At 35.0% G+C, this 17,280-nt stretch carries 23 protein-coding genes; 7 read left to right on the top strand and 16 right to left on the bottom strand.

The features are described 5' to 3' along the window. Window positions 1-85: 85 nt before the first annotated feature. A complete protein-coding gene (locus tag AC4FQ3_RS01380; RefSeq protein ID WP_256365462.1) occupies window positions 86-208 on the top strand; it encodes a hypothetical protein in 123 nt (40 codons plus the stop codon). On the opposite strand, the gene AC4FQ3_RS01375 is transcribed toward AC4FQ3_RS01380, so the two are convergent. From AC4FQ3_RS01375 to AC4FQ3_RS01310, 14 genes are all read right to left on the bottom strand, one after another. After that, entirely contained in the window at window positions 209-976 is a 768-nt protein-coding gene (locus AC4FQ3_RS01375) for a LytR/AlgR family response regulator transcription factor (RefSeq protein ID WP_491180580.1), read from the bottom strand. After that, a complete protein-coding gene (locus tag AC4FQ3_RS01370) occupies window positions 957-1,973 on the bottom strand; it encodes a sensor histidine kinase (RefSeq protein ID WP_491180579.1) in 1,017 nt (338 codons plus the stop codon). Before AC4FQ3_RS01370 ends, AC4FQ3_RS01375 begins: the two co-directional genes overlap by 20 nt. A 265-nt stretch (window positions 1,974-2,238) precedes the next feature. Continuing rightward, on the bottom strand, window positions 2,239-2,994 hold the full coding sequence (locus AC4FQ3_RS01365; protein ID WP_491180578.1) for a DUF1223 domain-containing protein: 756 nt from the start codon (window positions 2,992-2,994) through the stop codon (window positions 2,239-2,241). A gap of 135 nt (window positions 2,995-3,129) precedes the next feature. Beyond that, window positions 3,130-3,537 (bottom strand): organic hydroperoxide resistance protein, encoded by a 408-nt coding sequence (locus AC4FQ3_RS01360; RefSeq protein WP_089075956.1) that lies wholly within the window; start codon window positions 3,535-3,537, stop codon window positions 3,130-3,132. 294 nt (window positions 3,538-3,831) lie between these two features. Then, window positions 3,832-4,821 carry an alpha/beta fold hydrolase gene (locus AC4FQ3_RS01355; protein ID WP_491180577.1) on the bottom strand — a complete coding sequence of 330 codons (990 nt, stop codon included), beginning with the start codon at window positions 4,819-4,821 and terminating at the stop codon, window positions 3,832-3,834. A gap of 158 nt (window positions 4,822-4,979) precedes the next feature. Next, the gene (locus AC4FQ3_RS01350) at window positions 4,980-6,281 is read right to left on the bottom strand and encodes an epoxide hydrolase family protein (protein ID WP_491180576.1); all 1,302 of its coding nucleotides are present in this window, start codon (window positions 6,279-6,281) and stop codon (window positions 4,980-4,982) included. A 450-nt stretch (window positions 6,282-6,731) separates the two neighbouring features. Further along, a complete protein-coding gene (locus AC4FQ3_RS01345) occupies window positions 6,732-7,817 on the bottom strand; it encodes an NAD(P)H-dependent flavin oxidoreductase (protein ID WP_491180575.1) in 1,086 nt (361 codons plus the stop codon). A 17-nt stretch (window positions 7,818-7,834) separates the two neighbouring features. Next, the gene (locus AC4FQ3_RS01340) at window positions 7,835-8,284 is read right to left on the bottom strand and encodes a nuclear transport factor 2 family protein (RefSeq protein WP_491180574.1); all 450 of its coding nucleotides are present in this window, start codon (window positions 8,282-8,284) and stop codon (window positions 7,835-7,837) included. A gap of 2 nt (window positions 8,285-8,286) precedes the next feature. Continuing rightward, complete coding sequence (locus tag AC4FQ3_RS01335; protein WP_491180573.1) at window positions 8,287-9,021, bottom strand: SDR family NAD(P)-dependent oxidoreductase; 735 nt, start codon at window positions 9,019-9,021, stop codon at window positions 8,287-8,289. A 5-nt stretch (window positions 9,022-9,026) separates the two neighbouring features. Continuing rightward, window positions 9,027-9,245: a tautomerase family protein gene (locus tag AC4FQ3_RS01330; protein ID WP_042564553.1), complete on the bottom strand. Its 219-nt coding sequence runs from the start codon at window positions 9,243-9,245 to the stop codon at window positions 9,027-9,029. Window positions 9,246-9,249: 4 nt separating this feature from the next. Then, window positions 9,250-9,804 carry a YceI family protein gene (locus AC4FQ3_RS01325; RefSeq protein WP_491180572.1) on the bottom strand — a complete coding sequence of 185 codons (555 nt, stop codon included), beginning with the start codon at window positions 9,802-9,804 and terminating at the stop codon, window positions 9,250-9,252. A 337-nt stretch (window positions 9,805-10,141) separates the two neighbouring features. Further along, window positions 10,142-10,705, bottom strand: coding sequence for a Crp/Fnr family transcriptional regulator (locus AC4FQ3_RS01320; RefSeq protein WP_491180571.1), 564 nt, complete (start codon window positions 10,703-10,705; stop codon window positions 10,142-10,144). A 73-nt stretch (window positions 10,706-10,778) separates the two neighbouring features. Continuing rightward, the gene (locus AC4FQ3_RS01315) at window positions 10,779-10,916 is read right to left on the bottom strand and encodes a hypothetical protein (RefSeq protein ID WP_491180570.1); all 138 of its coding nucleotides are present in this window, start codon (window positions 10,914-10,916) and stop codon (window positions 10,779-10,781) included. Window positions 10,917-10,971: 55 nt separating this feature from the next. Continuing rightward, window positions 10,972-11,715 carry an SDR family oxidoreductase gene (locus tag AC4FQ3_RS01310; protein ID WP_491180569.1) on the bottom strand — a complete coding sequence of 248 codons (744 nt, stop codon included), beginning with the start codon at window positions 11,713-11,715 and terminating at the stop codon, window positions 10,972-10,974. Between the two features lie 281 nt (window positions 11,716-11,996). Here AC4FQ3_RS01310 and AC4FQ3_RS01305 point away from each other — a divergent pair, with 281 nt between their 5' ends. The 6 genes from AC4FQ3_RS01305 to AC4FQ3_RS01280 all read left to right on the top strand — a co-directional run bounded on the left by AC4FQ3_RS01305 (window position 11,997) and on the right by AC4FQ3_RS01280 (window position 15,968). Continuing rightward, complete coding sequence (locus AC4FQ3_RS01305) at window positions 11,997-12,341, top strand: winged helix-turn-helix transcriptional regulator (RefSeq protein ID WP_042564550.1); 345 nt, start codon at window positions 11,997-11,999, stop codon at window positions 12,339-12,341. A gap of 74 nt (window positions 12,342-12,415) precedes the next feature. Beyond that, window positions 12,416-13,006, top strand: coding sequence for a TetR/AcrR family transcriptional regulator (locus AC4FQ3_RS01300; RefSeq protein WP_491180568.1), 591 nt, complete (start codon window positions 12,416-12,418; stop codon window positions 13,004-13,006). Window positions 13,007-13,135: 129 nt separating this feature from the next. Further along, window positions 13,136-13,597: a PaaI family thioesterase gene (locus AC4FQ3_RS01295; RefSeq protein WP_042564548.1), complete on the top strand. Its 462-nt coding sequence runs from the start codon at window positions 13,136-13,138 to the stop codon at window positions 13,595-13,597. A 271-nt stretch (window positions 13,598-13,868) separates the two neighbouring features. Beyond that, window positions 13,869-14,456 carry a TetR/AcrR family transcriptional regulator gene (locus AC4FQ3_RS01290; RefSeq protein WP_073393903.1) on the top strand — a complete coding sequence of 196 codons (588 nt, stop codon included), beginning with the start codon at window positions 13,869-13,871 and terminating at the stop codon, window positions 14,454-14,456. Window positions 14,457-14,598: 142 nt separating this feature from the next. Then, window positions 14,599-15,411: an SDR family NAD(P)-dependent oxidoreductase gene (locus AC4FQ3_RS01285; protein WP_491180567.1), complete on the top strand. Its 813-nt coding sequence runs from the start codon at window positions 14,599-14,601 to the stop codon at window positions 15,409-15,411. Between the two features lie 332 nt (window positions 15,412-15,743). Beyond that, on the top strand, window positions 15,744-15,968 hold the full coding sequence (locus AC4FQ3_RS01280; RefSeq protein WP_491180566.1) for a hypothetical protein: 225 nt from the start codon (window positions 15,744-15,746) through the stop codon (window positions 15,966-15,968). A 291-nt stretch (window positions 15,969-16,259) separates the two neighbouring features. Here AC4FQ3_RS01280 and AC4FQ3_RS01275 read toward each other — a convergent pair whose 3' ends face one another. Next, window positions 16,260-16,385: a hypothetical protein gene (locus tag AC4FQ3_RS01275; RefSeq protein ID WP_471733374.1), complete on the bottom strand. Its 126-nt coding sequence runs from the start codon at window positions 16,383-16,385 to the stop codon at window positions 16,260-16,262. 98 nt (window positions 16,386-16,483) lie between these two features. Beyond that, complete coding sequence (locus AC4FQ3_RS01270; RefSeq protein WP_491180565.1) at window positions 16,484-17,020, bottom strand: DUF6934 family protein; 537 nt, start codon at window positions 17,018-17,020, stop codon at window positions 16,484-16,486. Window positions 17,021-17,280 lie beyond the last annotated feature (260 nt).

The following is a 17,280-nucleotide window of genomic DNA, read 5'->3' as shown; positions in this document are numbered from 1 at the left end:
TAAATCTGCTTAGATTAAAAAAAATCTGCGTGAAACAAAAACTTTTATGACTTAGTCTTTTGTAAAATCTTTAAACAAAAAAATCATGAAAAAACTTATCTTAATCGTCTTTGCAATTGTTCTTTCCATCTTATTCTTTCTAAGCTGTTTTATGTTTCAGGAAAATGATGAAATCGCCATAAAAAATGCGATCGAAAAACTGAAATAATTATCTGTTTTCAAGCCAGCTCAAAAAGGCGGTTGCTTTTTCTTTTCCTACCAGTAATTTTTCTTCGGTAGGAATTGTTAATTTAAGAATCAGCTTGCGCGAAAAATAATGCTCTGCTTCTCTAATAGCCGAAAAATTGATCAAATATTGTCTGTTGATTCTAAAAAACTGAGTTGTCGACAATAGTTTATGAACCTCATCTAAGGATTGTGTAATTTGATATTCTGTTTTATCAAAAGTCAATATAGTTGGGGTTTCATTTTTGATATAAAACAACGCAATATTCTCTGTTAAAACGGTTTGGTATTTATTATTTTTAAAAACCAGAAAACTACTTTTGCCTTTATTTTCGCCTGTTCTGGTCAGTAAATAATCAAAATCAGGCATGGCTTTTTTATTTCTTTGGAAAAAATTCTTCAATTCTCCCGCTTTTTTAATCGCCTGCGCAATGCTTTCTCTCGAAAAAGGTTTTAGTACATAATCAATTCCGTTTGACTTAAAAGCTTCAATTGCATAGTCATCAAAAGCGGTACAAAAAATTACAGGCGAGAGTACCTCAACGCTTTTAAAAATTTCAAAACACAAACCATCTGCGAGCTGGATATCCATAAAAATAAGATCGGGCTGGTCGTTTTCCTGAAGATAACTCACCGCTCCGTCAATACTTTGTATGTACGATAAAATCTGGGCATCTGGCCTGATACTCAATATAAGCTGACCAAGTGCTTTGGCTGTTTTTACTTCATCTTCAATTATTACGATAGTCATAAATCATGGGTATTTTTACTTTAAAAGTAGTTTCGGTCTTGTCTATTTCTATTTCTTTGTGAATTAAATGCATAAAACGCTGGTTGATATTGTCCAAACCGACGCCTGTGGATAATGCGCCTCTTTTGAGCTGAATTTGGTTTTCGATCACCAGAAAATCACCTTCGGTATATAATTTAATTTTCAAAGGTTTATCTAATGAAACAACATTGTGTTTTATGCAGTTTTCTATTAATAATTGTAATGAAAATGGCGGAATTGCCGAGTCGTATTGTTTTGGATCGATTTCGTTTGTCACTTCAAATCCGTCTTCAAAACGGGCTTTTAGCAAATAAACATATGAATCTAAAATTTGAAGTTCTTCGCGAAGTGAGATTAAATCCATTTTTCTGCTTTCGAGCGTAAAACGATAAAAATCAGATAATTTGAGAATAAAATCAGAACTCTGCGGATCCTGAATATCAACCATCGATTTTAAAGTGTTGAGGCTGTTAAACAAAAAATGCGGATTTACCTGCTGTTTCAGCAATTCGTATTGTGCGCCCAGATTTACCGCCTGAGTACGCTCTAACTCTACCGCAATTTGCTGTGTCTGATAATTTTGAAACAACAAATGCAGAAACATGTAAACGATCAAATTGATTAAAACGCCTCGTAATTCGAACATAATTGGCGCATCCATTTTGGATACCTGAAACAATTCCTGATGGGCAATTACCAAAATAACCATTACCAGGATTCCCATTAAAACACTTAAAAGCAGTTTACAATTGAATAAACTTTTATGGGTGCGCTGTACCGTAAATTTTGGCAGACTGTAAATATTATAATACCAGATAAATATCGAAAACATCAAGGTTATTGACGAGTTTATTATGATGTCTGAAGCTGTAGAAAAAGCATCAAATAATTTGGGTATTGAAGCAAGAATCGCCAGCGCAACGGAGCTTCCCCATATAACACGGCGCGATACCTGAAAGCGTTTTACTTTTTCCATTTTTTGTGTTTGTTTTATCTTGCTTGTCAAAGATAGAATATTGAATTTTAACCGCAAAGTTCGCAAAGATTTTACGCAAAGTTCGCGAAGTTTTTTATAAGTGAAGTTTTGTAAAAATATAAGTTCGCAAAGCTTTGTGTAGACTTTGCGAAGTTATATTGTGTTTTATTTCACGCAGATTTTAAAAAAGATTTAAGCAGATTCGCGCAGATTTATCCAAATTAAATCTGCTCAAATCTGCAAAATCTGCGTGAAACAAAAACTTTTATATTAATTGAAAGACAGCTTTATCTGCACCTAAAATACTTCCCGTTTTAAGATCCTGTACAAAACCAATTATTTCAAAATCTTTATTGTTAAAGTTTTTAGGCAAATGAATTACAGAAGTTCCTTTTTTATCTTTTGCAATTTCTATTGAACTCAGCTGATGTACAATTTGATAATGCGATAAAACGCGATGCGCATTCTCTCCTCTTTTTACATTACTTTTAGCTGATTTTTGAACTATGGCGATCAACAATTTACTGTTTTTGGTATTTCCTTCAACACTATAATTTATTGCAAGATTATTATTAGTTTGATTCGCCTGTAAGGATAAATCAACAGTTGCAGGTTTTAAAAGTGCTGTTTTTACAGCGTTTCTAACAATTGTTTCCTGTGAACCTACATAATCTGATTTTCCATTGATGATTAATTGTGGTGTATAAATAGGCTCTTTCCCCAGAAATTGGGCATAATCATATTGTCGTTTGGTGTTATTAGCATTGCTAAAAATATCTTTCCAGCCTTGTTTGTCCCAATAATCAACATGATAAGACAATACGTAAACATTGTTATCCTGATATTCGTTTTGAATTTTCCCCATCAATTCATCAGCAGGCGGACAGCTTGAACATCCTTCTGAAGTAAATAATTCCAGAACGGCAAAACCTTTTTTATTTGTATTATTTTGTGCAAAAGCAGTTATTCCTGCCAGAAGAAATAATGCACTTAAAATGGGTATTAATTTTATTTTTTTCATGTTGTGTGTTTTTATACGTTCCTGCAAGGTTTTCAAAACCTTGTAGGTATAATGAGTTTAGAATGATTGATCTACACGTTAAAAATCAAACCTACAAGGTTTTGAAAACCTTGCAGGATGATAACAGAGAGTTAATTACAGAATATTAATTTCAACATCAATATTGCCTCTTGTTGCTTTAGAATACGGACAAGTTTGATGTGCCATATCGGTAATTTTTTTGGAAGTTTCGGCATCGATTCCCGGAAGACTTACATTTAAGCGAGCCTGTAATGAATATTCGCCATCTGCATTACATAAATCTACTTCGGCATCTACAGCGGTTTCTGCAGGAAGTTTTATATTTAATTTTCCGGCAGCGATTCCCATTGCGCCAATAAAACAAGCCGACCAACCCGCCGCAAAAAGCTGTTCCGGATTTGTTCCCGGACGTGAAGATCCCGGAGAACTTAATTTAATGTTTAGTTGATCATCAGAACTTTGTGATGCTCCTTCTCTTCCTCCTGTTGTGTGTGTTTTTCCTGTGTATAAGACTTTTTTCATGATTAATTTAATTTTAGATATTAGACTTTAGATTTTAGATTATTGGATTTGTTATTGAAATTGATTTTTGGGGCGTGTAATTTTACCGCAGAGTACACAAAGTTTTTTTTATAGTGAAGGTTTATTAAAAACACAGAGATCGCAAAGCTGTGTGTTTATATAACTTGTTGTTCTTTGTGTAATCTTTGAGTTCTCTGTGGTTAATTTTAAGCGCAATCCATAAAAACTTAGCGGACTTTGCGGTTAAATTTTGGAATTTGGTCCCGAAGTCTCGGGATAAAAAATTGGAATTTATTATTTCGCCACATCAATAATCGCCTGAGCAAATGATTTTGGATCTTCTTGTGGTACGTTATGCCCAATACCTTTTAAGATTCTGTGTTCGTATTTACCTGTAAATTTGCTGGCGTAGGCTTTTCCATCCGCGAAAGCGCCATCAAAATCGCTTCCTATTGTTATTGTTGGAACTGTAATCGCAGGTCTTTCGGACAAACGTTTTTCCAACGCATCATATTTAGATTCTCCCCCTTCAAGCGATTGTCTCCATCTGTAATTGTGAATTACAATTGCCACATGATCCGGATTATTGAATGATTGTGCCGTTTGGTCGTAAGTTGCTTTGTCGAAATTCCAAATTGGTGAAGCAATTTTCCAGATCAGTTTATTGAATTCATAAGTGTTTTGGCTGTAGCCGGTTTTTCCTCTTTCGGTAGCAAAATAATATTGATACCACCAGCCTAACTCTGCTTGCGGAGATAATGGTTTTAAGTTAGCTTCAAGATTTACAACCAGATAACCGCTTACAGACACCAATCCGTTTAAACGATCCGGCCAAAGTGCTGCCATCACAACTGCCGTTCTTGCGCCCCAGTCAAATCCGCCAATAGTAGCTTTTTTAATTTTTAAGGCATCCATTAAAGCAATAATATCACTTGCTAATGCGGCTTGCTGACCGTTTCTAAAAGTAGCATCTGAAAGAAAACGAGTTGTTCCAAAACCTCTTAAATAAGGGGTAATTACTCTGTAACCTTTTGCGACTAAAACAGGCACCACTTCATTATAACTATGAATATCATAAGGCCAGCCGTGAAGCAGGATTACTACATTTCCGTTTACAGGACCAGCCTCTGTGTACCCCACATTTAAAAGTCCGGCGTTGATTTGTTTTAGTGTTCCAAGAGAACTATCTGATTGTGCAGTAATTTTTGTTATGGTAAAGAAAAATACTGCCAGTAAAACTACTTTTGAAAGCAGTGAAGCTGATTTTTGAGTTATTGTTTTCATACTGTTTATATTTTTAATGTTTTGATTATTAGTTAATTTCTTCGTCAAAAGTATCGCGATTACCATCCTTTTACAATGAGAAAAAAGGTGAACCGGACAAAGTAAAAGTTGAAATGGACAAGCTAAATCCTGAAATTATTTCACCGTAACGAGAGTTTTTATTTTCTTAATGATTTAAAAGCTGCACGAAGTTCGATTGTAAAAAGCTGTGGTTCTTCCCATGAAGCAAAATGCCCGCCTTTGTTTACTTCATTAAAATAAATCAGGTTTTTGTATGCTTTTTCGGCCCAGCTTTTTGGTGCCTGGTAAATTTCTCCCGGAAAAACAGTTACGGCAACCGGAATTTTAATATCGTGTGTTTTTTGTTCTGCCACATTAAAGTTGTTCGTATTGTTTTCCCAATACAATTGTGCCGATGAATTGGCTGTGTTTGTTAACCAATACAATGAAATATCATCCAGCATTTCATCTTTGGTTAATGATTTTTCGGCATTTCCGCCGCTGTATGTCCATTCGTTGAATTTGTCTAAGAAAAAAGAAGCCAACCCAACAGGAGAATCAGTCAATCCGTAGCCTAAAGTTTGCGGACGTGTTACCATCATCCCGGCATAACCACCGCCTTTTGTGTATAATTTATTCAGCGAAACAAAAGCTGCTTTTTCTTTTACAGATAATCCTGCAGGAGCCGGATCTCCGTCTTTTAGTGCTTTCGCAACATCAGCCGGAACTGTTGCAGGCATATTTACGTGAATTCCCAATAATCCTTGTGGAGCCTGACGCGCCATGGCATCTGCAATTACAGAACCCCAATCGCCTCCCTGAGATACATAATTTTTATATCCCAAACGTTTCATTAAAACATCCCAAGCATTCCCAATTTTTTCTGGCCCCCAACCTGTTCCTGTAGGTTTTTCTGAGAATCCGTAACCTGGCATTGACGGAATCACCAAATCAAAAGCGTCTTCGGCTTTTCCTCCGTAAGCAACAGGATCTGTCAATGGTCCGATTACCTTAAGAAGTTCGAAGAAAGAACCCGGCCAGCCATGTGTAATGATTAAAGGCAAAGCATTTTTATTTTTAGATTTGATGTGAATGAACTGAATATCCAGGCCATCAATGTTTGTTATGAATTGTGGCAATTGATTTAACTTAGTTTCTGTTTTACGCCAGTCATAATCTGTTCCCCAATATTTTACAAGGCTTTGAATTTGCTGTAGTTTTACTCCTTGTGACTGATCGGCAACGGTTTCTTTATCCGGCCATCTTGTCGCATTGACACGATTACGAAGATCTGTTAATGCTTCCTGCGAAATACTAATATGATAAGGACGAACTGACTCGTCTTTAATTTTAGTTTTATCCTGATTTTTTTGTGCGAAGCCTATTGTTGTCATCAGTATAAAAATTCCTGCAGCGATTGCATTTAGGAAGCTTTTTTTGTTTTGTTGAATTGTTTTCATGATCTTAAATTTTGTTATTGTTATTAATTTCTTTGTCAAAAGTATTTTGATAACAAGCGTTTTAAAATCATTAAATAAGTCAAATGGACGAAGTTAATGCTGAAATGGACATTGGAGTAGTTGAAAGTTTTAGTTAATGTTTGGTAATTCGGGGTTTACCTTTGTCAAAGTTTGAAACTTTGACAAAGGTTTGCGCAATATTATGCTCATTTTATGTCATCCTGACGAAGGAAGGATCTTCACGAGAAACTCCGCTATATATATCCCAATCTTGGTAGAGCTACTTGTGGAGATTCTTCGTTCCTCAGAATGACAATATTGTGGTTACTTTGTGTTCTAAACCCGACAGTCCCGACACTTCGGGATAAAAACCTGTCGGGTTTAATAGAATCTTTTATATAAAAAAAGACCGCCTTTCTTGGCAGTCTCATCTTAATCAAACTCATTTAATTAACCTTTCAAATCATTGAAATAACTTGTTGTTTCTTCAATCAGCGAATGCATTAAATCTTTTGCTTTTTTGTGTTTTAAAACCGGAGCAATTTGTCCGCCCCAAAATAAAATCATGTCCCATTTTTGCTGGTCGAGTGCTGCTTTTCGTAATGGCGAAATTAAAGTCGTTTGTAGCGGAAATGGCAGAATATTTTCTTCTTTTCCAATTAGGTCTTTTGCAATTCTGCTGGTTATTCCGCGTCCGAGTCTGCCTGTATAGGCACGTGATAATGTGGTGTATTTTGATGCATCAGAAAATAACATTTCTCTGTGAATGGGTAATGCATTCGATTCATCGGTGGCAAGAAACGCGGTTCCAATCTGGGCGGCGTCTGCACCCAATGCCAAAGCTGCTGCAACACCTTTTCCGTTTGCAATTCCGCCGGCGGCGATAATTGGTGTTTTTATTTTTTCCTTCATTAATTGCACTAAAGCAAAAGTTCCCGTTAAGGATGATTCGGCAGAGGCCAAAAAAGAAGGTCTGTGTCCGCCCGCTTCAAAACCCGAAGCAATAATCATATCAACTCCTGCAGCTTCCAGAAAAATGGCTTCGTCCAGAGTCGTTGCGGCACCAACTGTAAAAATTCCTTTTTTACGGCATTCTTCTAAAACATCGGCCGAAGGCACGCCAAACATAAAGCTGAATACTTTTGGCCGAATATCTAAAATAACGTCCAATTGATTTTCGAATCTAGATTGAAACGGCGCTGGTTTTTCCGGTAACGGAATTCCAACTTCATCAAAATAAGGTTGATATTGTTTGATGGTTTTAGCAAATTTATCATCTGTTAAACCACCTTGCGGAATATCATGATCTGAAACCCAAAGATTGATGTTATACGGTTTATTGGTGGCCGCTTTTAATTGTTTATCAACCTCAAAAATTTCCTGCGGACTCATGGTATAAGCACCATATCCGCCCAATCCACCGGCGTTTGATACCGTTGCGGTCAACTCAACCGAAGACAAATTTCCGCCAAACGGTCCCTGCATAATTGGATAATCAATACCCAATAAATCTGTTATTTTTGTATGATTCCACATTGCTTTTTCGTTTAAAATTATTGACTTAAGTCAGTCAGCATTTTATTGACAATAAGCCATTTTCCGTTAATCTTATGAAAAGATAAAAAATCACGATAATAAAACTCGTACATTTTAACATTAATTTCAGCTACGGCAATTGAATTTACAATTCGTATATCCAAAATTTCTCCTTTAAAAGGTTTTCCTGAATCCTTCGGACTTTGTCTGTTTTTTACGCCGTCGAGATATAAATCTACGGTCTTGAAATAAGGCTGTCCTTTTATATCACCGTAAACCAATGTTCCGGGATAAAAAATGCTTCCCAAAATCCTTACATCTCCTTCATAAATGCCTTTAAAATAATTGTTTTCTATGGCATTTGTAATTGCTGCAACATCTTCCTGATTTTCCATTTTGCTGTTATTTTGTGCTTTTATGCCCTGTAAATTCCAGAACATAAAAGCAATTAATAAAAAAGTTTTCATTATTAGTTTAAATTGTGTCCGGCACCTTTTCCGCCATCAACATTAATGATTGATCCGGTAATAAAAGTGCTTTTGGCAACGATGTATACCATTTCGGCAACATCATCTATTTCGCCAACTCTGTTTAGCAAATGTAAACCTGCATTCTGATCGGCTTTGTCACCGTGCATTGGTGTGCGAATTACACCCGGTGCGACAGTATTGATACGAATGTTTTGTTTTCCAAATTCGGCTGCCAGCTGAATGGTAAGCGCATGAATTGCTCCTTTGCTAGAAACAGGTGCTGAAGCCGGCCATCCGCCTAATCCGTGGTTTACCAACGGTGTTCCGATATTGATAACAACACCATCTTTTTGTTTCAGCATTTGCGGAATCACGGATTGTGTTGTAAAATAAGTTCCTTTAAAGTTTGTAGTCAGGAATTTATCTAAGTAAGCTTCATCAACTTCAAGAAATGGTTTGCTGTCAAAAATTCCAGCGTTGTTGACCAATACATCTACTGAACCAAATTTTTCGATGGCAATTTTTACCAATTGTTCTCCGGTTTCTTTTTTACTTACGTCTCCGGCAAACATGGCCAGATTATCGCCTGCTCCAAATTCTTTATAAGTGTTTTCTAATGCACTTGGTGTTACTGAATTGATGACAACATTATCACCTCTGTCCAAAAAGTATTTAGCGATTCCTTTTCCGATACCAGAAGCTGCTCCGGTAACGATTATAGTTTGTTTTTTCATGATATTTATTTTTTATCGGCTGTAATGCCTTTTTCTCTTAATACTGATACTTGTTCGCCTGCGTAACCCCAATCGTCTAATTCTATTTCCTGAATCACGACATGTGTTAAATGCGGATCTTTATTTAAAACATCTGTAATTAAATTGGTTATGCCGCTTATTAATTCCTGTTTTTGCTCGCGGGTTACTCCTTCGCGGGTCAATTCGATTTTTACGTAAGGCATGGCTTTAGTTTTTAGATTGTTCTGAAAGAACGGCTTCGGCAGTAATAGTAAAATCTAAGTCAAAGTCGTTGTAGATTAATGTGTCGCCCAAATCTGTAAAGAAATTACCAGAACGGAATCTGATATCGTATTTGGTACGGTCAATAATCAGTTTACCGGAAAGTTTAATTTCGTTTCTGCTGTTTTCTACTTTGGCATCAAAACCAACAAGATGTGTAATATCTTTTATGGTAAGATTGCCTTCAAGATGATAAGTGCTGTTTGAAATTTCTTTTACAGAAATAATATCCAATGCTGCAGTTGGGAATTTTTCGATAGAGAAAAAATCATCTGAAGCAAGGTGTCCGGCAAACTGTGCGTTTGTAGCCGGATCTGTAACATCCAGAATTTTTATTGTCGAAGTATTAATGATGATGTTTCCACCATTTATTTTTCCGTCATTCAGGATAAAATTACCTTCTTTGATACCAATTGTTCCATTATGTGCGCCGGTTACTTTTCTTCCGGTCCAATCGATTTGGCTGTTTGCGCTTACGATTTTAAAATTTGTTGTTTCCATTGTTATTGTATTTAATTGTTGTTGTATTTAAAGTACAGTACAAAGGAACGGCGACTATAGAAGTTGGTTACGTGATGTAGATCACATTCCGATTTTGGGGTATTATTTCACGTAGATTTTGCAGATTTAGCGGATTTTTTTATTTGTTGTATTTGTTTTTAATCGCACAGAATCTCGAAGTTTTTTCTCATTTTGTGTCATTTCGAGGAACGAGAAATCACATTCAGAGAGCAACGCACTGTGTGGTTACGTGATGTGATTTCTCGTTCCTCGAAATGACAAACTAGACTCAAAAAAATAAAATCTGCCAAATCTGCCAAATCTGCGTGAAAAAAAATCAGGAGTTATAAAGCCTGCTTAAAGTTTCTCTGGAAACACCCAGATAAGCAGCAATTAAATGTTTGGGAACAAGGTTGTAAAGCTGAGGATATAATGCCAAAAGTTCTTCGTAACGTGTTTTGACATTATTATTCATAAAAGATAAAAGGCGTTTTTGAGAAGCAACATAACCTTTATTGGTTCTCCAACGGAAAAAGTGTTCGATTTGATGAAATTCGGCACAAAGTTTTTCTCGATCAGCATTGGAAAGGCAAAGCAATTCTACATCAGAAATACAATCTATATTAATAGTTGCTTTTGTTTGATTGTATAAAGCCGCGTAGTCCGATGTCCACCAGGTTGGCATTGCAAACTGCAGGATATACATTTTAATATCGTCGTTGATGTAAAAAGCCTTTACACAACCCGAAATTACAAAATACTCACAATCAACTTTATCACCTACGCTAATAATCGTTTGTCCTTTCTTGAAAGACTGCGGTTTAAAATGCGAAAAGAAATAGTCAAACTCTTCATCTGTTAATGAAACGGTTTTGGCGATGTGGTCTTTTAAGAGTTGCATTTTTAAGATTCTGAGGTTCTGAGATGCTAAGATACTAAGATTTTTTTTTGAAAGGTTCTAAGATGCTGAGATACTAAGATGCTAAGTTTTTTTTCTTAATTTGAGATTTGGAATTTTCAGGAGCTATTTCCTGCTGTCCGCTGTATCTTTTATGGTGAACCCCACCATAAAAGGATGCCGCTCCCATCAGGGCTAGGGCACTCGTTTTCATAAGAAATAAAAAAAACTAAAACCTCAGAATCTTAGCATCTCAGAACCTTAGCCACTTAGGCCAAAACCATCCCTCCGTCCATAATAAAATCGGCTCCGGTGATGAATTTTGAGGCGTCGCTGCTTAGGTGCGAAACCATTTTGGCAACGTCTTCGGTGGTTCCCATTTGTTTTAGGGGAATCGTGTCTACAATAGCACTCATTAAAGTATTAACTGCCGCTTCGTTTAATCCCATTTTTTTCATTATTTCAGTTTCTGTCGGACCTGGACTAACGGAGTTTACTCTGATTTTTCTTGGAGCCAATTCTAAAGCTGCAATTTTTACTACAGAATTCAGACCGGCTTTACTTGAAGAATAAATTGAAGTTCCGACATAACTCATACTTGCGGTATTTGAAGAAAGAAATACAACTGAAGCGCCATCTTTTAAAATCGGAATAAATCTGCTCAGGGTGAAATACGCGCCTTTAAAATTAATATCCATAACACTGTCAAATAATTCCTCTGTTGCTTCTTCAATATTTCCTTTGGTCGTAATTCCGGCATTGATAAAAAGGATATCAACATGACCGAAATCTTGTTTTACTTTGGCAACCAGATTTTCGGTGTCTGCAACATTCGACTGATCTGCAACAATAGCTTTTACACCCAATTCTGAAGCTGCTTTTTCTATCGCTTCTTTTCTTCTTCCGGTAATGATAACCGTTGCACCTTGTTCTTTTAATTGTTTTGCTGTTGCGTAACCTATTCCGCTATTTCCTCCGGTAATTACAGCAACTTTATTTTTTAAATTGTCCATTTTTATGTTTTTTAAATTAACGGGACAAAGTTAAATGGTAAAACATATTGCTTTTTTGTGGTATCATGGAGTATACCGGAATTGTTTTTTTTACCATATAAGTGTTGTTTTTTCACCATGATAAGTTATATAAGTTCATTTAAAAAAGTTTGCTTATAGTTTCAGTGATATAAGTCTAACAGAAACTTTAATTAGATTTGCTCTTATATTTACTTATATCACTTATATGGTTTAAAATAAAAATAAAATGTTTTTTATACTTTTATTGAAAAATAAACAGCATGGCTAGAAATCAGAAAGAAGAGTTTCAGGCGCTTCAGGATACGATATATGTTTTGGGTGGAAAATGGAAATTGCCTATCATCAATTCTATCTGCAATGGTAATACGCGATTTACAGAAATTCTGCAAAGTATTCCCGGAATTACCTCGCGCATGCTTTCGAAAGAATTGAAAGATATGGAATCGAATAATCTCGTAAAAAGAACTGAAGATCGTGATGCAAAGATTCCTATACTTTATGAATCAACCGATTACTGCAAATCTTTTGGACCAATTATAACGGAGATGATCAAGTGGGGAATTTCTCATCGGGAACATATTAAAAATCAACGAGAAAGAGTTTAAAATTTATTTCTTTTTTAAAAAGGCTTTAAAATTATACCGATTGGTATATATTTGTACTTTTAACTCCTATTATTATGAGTAAAGCCGAAAAAACCAAACAATTTATTATAGAAAAAACTGCGCCTATTTTTAACACAAAAGGTTATAGCGGTACTTCTATGAGCGATATTACTGATGCTACCGGACTTACAAAAGGCAGTATTTATGGTAATTTTGAAAATAAAGACGAAGTGGCAATAGCTGCTTTTAAATACAATATCAAAAAACTTCAGGATACTTTTGCCAATGAAATTGAGAAGCAAAAAACCTTCAAAGACAAATTAATGGTTTATCCGCGTTTGTATTCAAATTATTATGATTTAAAAGTTACAAGTGGCGGCTGTCCGATTTTGAATACGGCTACCGAAGCTGATGATACACATCCGATTCTTAAAAAAAATGTGGAAAGAGCGCTTCTTTGGTGGAAAGAAAAACTCATATACTTTATTGAGCAAGGCATTCTTGCCGGTGAATTTAAAGCCAAAGAAATTAATCCCGAACAAATTGCCCTAACTTTTATCGCCATTATCGAAGGTGCTATTATGATTGCAAAAGTGACCAGTGATTTTAACAATTTACCAACGATTATGGTTTCATTAAATAAAATCATTGATGACTTAGAGTAACTTTTTTTTAAATTAAAAATATACCGATTAGTATAAAAACAGTTAGAGGTAAAATATAGAGGTAAATGTAAAACACAAACTACATTTCCATTTTTACATCTAACATTTTGCAAATAACAAATAACAATTATGGAAAGAAAAACTAGATTACAAGTATTACAAGATCACCTTGATAGAGAATTTACGGCTTCTCCCTCGCCTTTTATGCTTTGGATGAAACCTATAGTAGTGGTTGCCGAAGAAGGAACGGTAACTTTTAAATATGTGGTAAGAGAAGAGATGTCGAACCCGATAAAATCGCTACACGGAGGCGTTACGGCTGCTATTGCAGATGATTGTATTGGTGCTACTTTATTTTCTTTGGATGAAGAAAACTTTTACACCACCATAAACTTAAACGTAGATTATTTTGCTCCGGCTCATGTGGGCGATACTATTTTGGCCAAAACATTAATCATAAAAAAAGGCCGACAATTTGTAAACGTACAATGCGAAATCTGGAACGAAGCACAAACCCGATTAATTGCCCGCGCCTACTCTAATTTATTTAAAACCAATGTGGTAAAAAAGGTTTTAGAATCTGATAAATAAGCCTTTGTGTAATTTATTTAATACATAGAAATATAGATTTTTTTAGCCACGAATTCACGAATTATTTATAATTACATACGCAATTATTCGTGAATTCGTGGCTATTTAGCACATATAAATTAATCTTTCTAATCTGCTCAATCTGTGGCAAAAAACTTCGTCACAAAAATCTATCTACGATGGAAATCACAAATAAATCATAATAAATTTGTTTTTTATGACCAATCGGTCATATATTTGCATTGTAATTCAAACGAACAAATATAAAATCATGTCTAAGGGAGAAGAAACCAGACAATTTATCATAGAAAAAGCCGCCCCTATTTTTAATGTAAAAGGGATTGCAGCAACAGCTATGAGCGATATTATGGAGGCAACCAAACTCTCAAAGGGAAGCATGTATGTTCATTTTGAAAACAAAGAAGTTTTGGCCTGCGCTGCCGTAGATCATAATATGAAGGTTTTGGGTGATAAAATCCTGGCTGCGATCAGCAAAGCTAAAACGGCAAAAGAAGAATTGTTCATTTATATTGATTTTTTTGATAATCCGCTAAATCCACCAATTACGGGCGGTTGTCCTCTATTAAATTTTGGAATGGAAGCGGATGACACCAACCCTATTGTAAAAGAAAAAGTAAACGGGGGAATTAAATTTACACAGCAGATATTAGAAAACAGCATCAATAAAGGAATTGCCAACGGCGAATTTAAACCAGATTGGAATGCCTCAGACTTTGCAACAATAATTTTTGCTATGCTCGAAGGCGGGAATCTAATTTCGAGAACGTCCGGAAGCAACGACAAAATGAAAGTGATTATTAGAACACTAAAAGAAATGATTGAAGAAAAAAGCTATTAACTTTTTTTTTATCCAAAAAATGACCGATCAGTCATTTTTAAAACAGTTTCAATGTCAAAAATCAAATACACAGTTAAACAAATAAACGATTAAACAAAATTTACAACTCACCATTAATAATTAACAATTAAATTTAGAAAACATGTCAAAAACAATTTTACTTTCAGGAGCATCAAAAGGATTTGGAAAAGCCTGGACAGAAGCATTTTTAGAAAAAGGATATCAGGTAGCTGCAACAGCCAGAAATATTGATACACTAAACGATTTAAAAGCAAAATATGGCGATGCCATTTTACCACTTAAATTAGACGTAAACAATCGCGAAGAATCGATTGCAGTTGTAGAAAAAGTAAAACAACACTTCGGGAAAATTGATGTCTTAATCAATAATGCCGGTTATGCCTTAAACGGAGCGGTAGAAGAAGCAAGCGAAAAAGAAGCGAGAGCACAATTTGAAACTAATTTCTTTGGAACACTTTGGTTAACTCAAGCGGTTTTGCCAATTATGAGAAACCAAAAAAGCGGACATATTATTCAGGTTTCTTCTATTTTAGGAATCGCCACTTTACCAAATTTAGGTCTTTACAACGCTTCTAAATTTGCCGTTGAAGGTCTTACTGAAACTTTGGCTCAAGAGGTAAAACAATTCGGAATCAATGTTACTTTGGTAGAACCAAACGGTTATTTTACAGATATTTGGGGCAACGGTTTCAACAGCGAAATCATCGATGATTATGAAGGAATGAGAAAAGCCATTGCAGAAGGACACGATCCTGATACTTTCGGAAAAACGGAATTTACGGTACCTGCCATCCTTAAATTGGTTGATGCTCAAAACCCACCTTTGCGCCTGTTTTTAGGAAAAGTGGCGCTGCCATTAGCCAAACATGTTTACGCGCAAAAACTAGCAACCTGGGAAGAATGGGCTGATGTTTCTGTAGCGGCTCACGGATAATTTATATTTCTGATTTTTTTAAGTTGATGAAAACGAGATTGTTTCTTTTTGGAGAAATGGTCTCGTTTTTTTATGGAGCTATTTCCCTGCTGACCTTATCATATTTGTTGGGAACTTTAAAGAAGGATCTTCTATTCATTATAGACTAATACATGAAGTAAAATACTTTATAATGGAATTTAATATCTTAAAATCTATTTAAATCCTGAAAAAATTTAGTGATATTTATCGATAAACAACTAACAACATGTGAATTACATAACTATTCCGGGTTTATATATAAGTCTAAAGGCAACTACTGCTGTACTTTTGGCGTATCTAAACAAACAATTATGGAAAAGTCAATAAAAAATAGCGAAATTCACAAAGTAGATTCATTACACAGCGAAATTTGTGTAGCTTATAACAATGATTTTACCTATCGAAAAGCCTATAAAGGAGATTGGGGTCATTGGGATGATTTGCCTGAAACTCCCTCATCAAACTTAAGTTGTGCTGAAAACGACGGAAATTCTATTGGACAAAACGAAAGTCCAAGTGGAGACACCTACCTATAATGTAATTAAGTCAGTAGTTCATTAAGCCCTGCTTCAGTAGTTTGAAAAAGCGGCTCAGGGTATTGTGTGCGGCTCATGGGTAATATTATTTAACCGCAAAGCCCGCAAAGGCTTTATCTCAGTTTGTGCTTAGCAAACGCAAAAGTTCGCAAAGCTTTGTGTATAAAAACTTTGCGAACTTTGCGTAATTCTTAGCAGCCTTTGCGGTTAAAAAAAACCATCATAAATAAAAACGAGACTATCTCTAAAAAGAAATAATCTCGTTTTTTTATTTTTATAAGAAACAGAAATCTAAATGGGTAATGATTTTAAATTCTGTAACGTTTTTTTAGCCAGTTCAATTTTATCTGTAAACAAATCTCTTCCTTTTATCTCGTCTGCTACTTTAGAAATCTTTTTCTTGGTTGCAGTTGACATAGAAATGATTTTTGTGACTTTATCGACTTTTTTATTTTCCATCACTCTCCTATTTAATTGATTATTAATTACAAACGTCAATTATTATACAAAATTATCTAATTTTTTTTATAAACCAGTACCGCGATGTAATTATTTTGCGGAACATACTCAACAAAAGTCTCTTTTTGTTCGTCATATCCAAAAAACAGATACTCTTTTGATAGCGCTGCAAAGTGTTTGTTGACGAAATAGGTATAGATTCTTATTCTCCGGTTTCTGTTTTTACAAGCTTCATCGCAGTTTTTGAAACACGAAATTCGGCATTCTTCTTCAAACAAGTCTGAGCTGTCACTGCCCTGCACATAAATAGGAAATCCAGGATTGTCCTGAAAAAATTTTGGCACTGTATTTAAAACCGTATTAAACACGGTTCGCATATCGCCATTATTACTGCTTTCGCTATCTGAAATACTTTTGGTTTCGAAATCATAATCGCCAAAACCCAGATTATACATAATCAAACCTGTCTGCGTTTTAAAACCCGAATACTGAACGGCTTTAATGAGCTTTTTTTCGCCTTTACTCTCAAAAAGATACTGAACAATAGTACTTTCTATTGATAGATTGGTTTCGTAGATGTCTATGTTGTTCAACTGTTTTTTTATGCTAAAATATTAAAATTTTCTTACTTTTTTGTGATTTAGTAATTTAAAAAGACTGAATTAAATTATGATTTTGATAAAATCCGTATAAATACGCATTGTCTTTTTTTTATTTATTATTACACTTGTTGGAGATAAATTTCTGAATTAGAATAACAATAGTCAATCTGTTTGAATAGCTATAAAAACTTTAGTCAATTTTTAATTTTTAAGAAATTAAAAACACATTTTGTTCCTCTAATTTGGCTACA

The sequence above is a fragment of the Flavobacterium sp. AK-345 genome, from assembly GCF_058310175.1.
The sequence above is the reverse complement of the archived record's forward strand: the minus strand, read 5'-3'. Positions and strand labels throughout refer to the sequence as shown.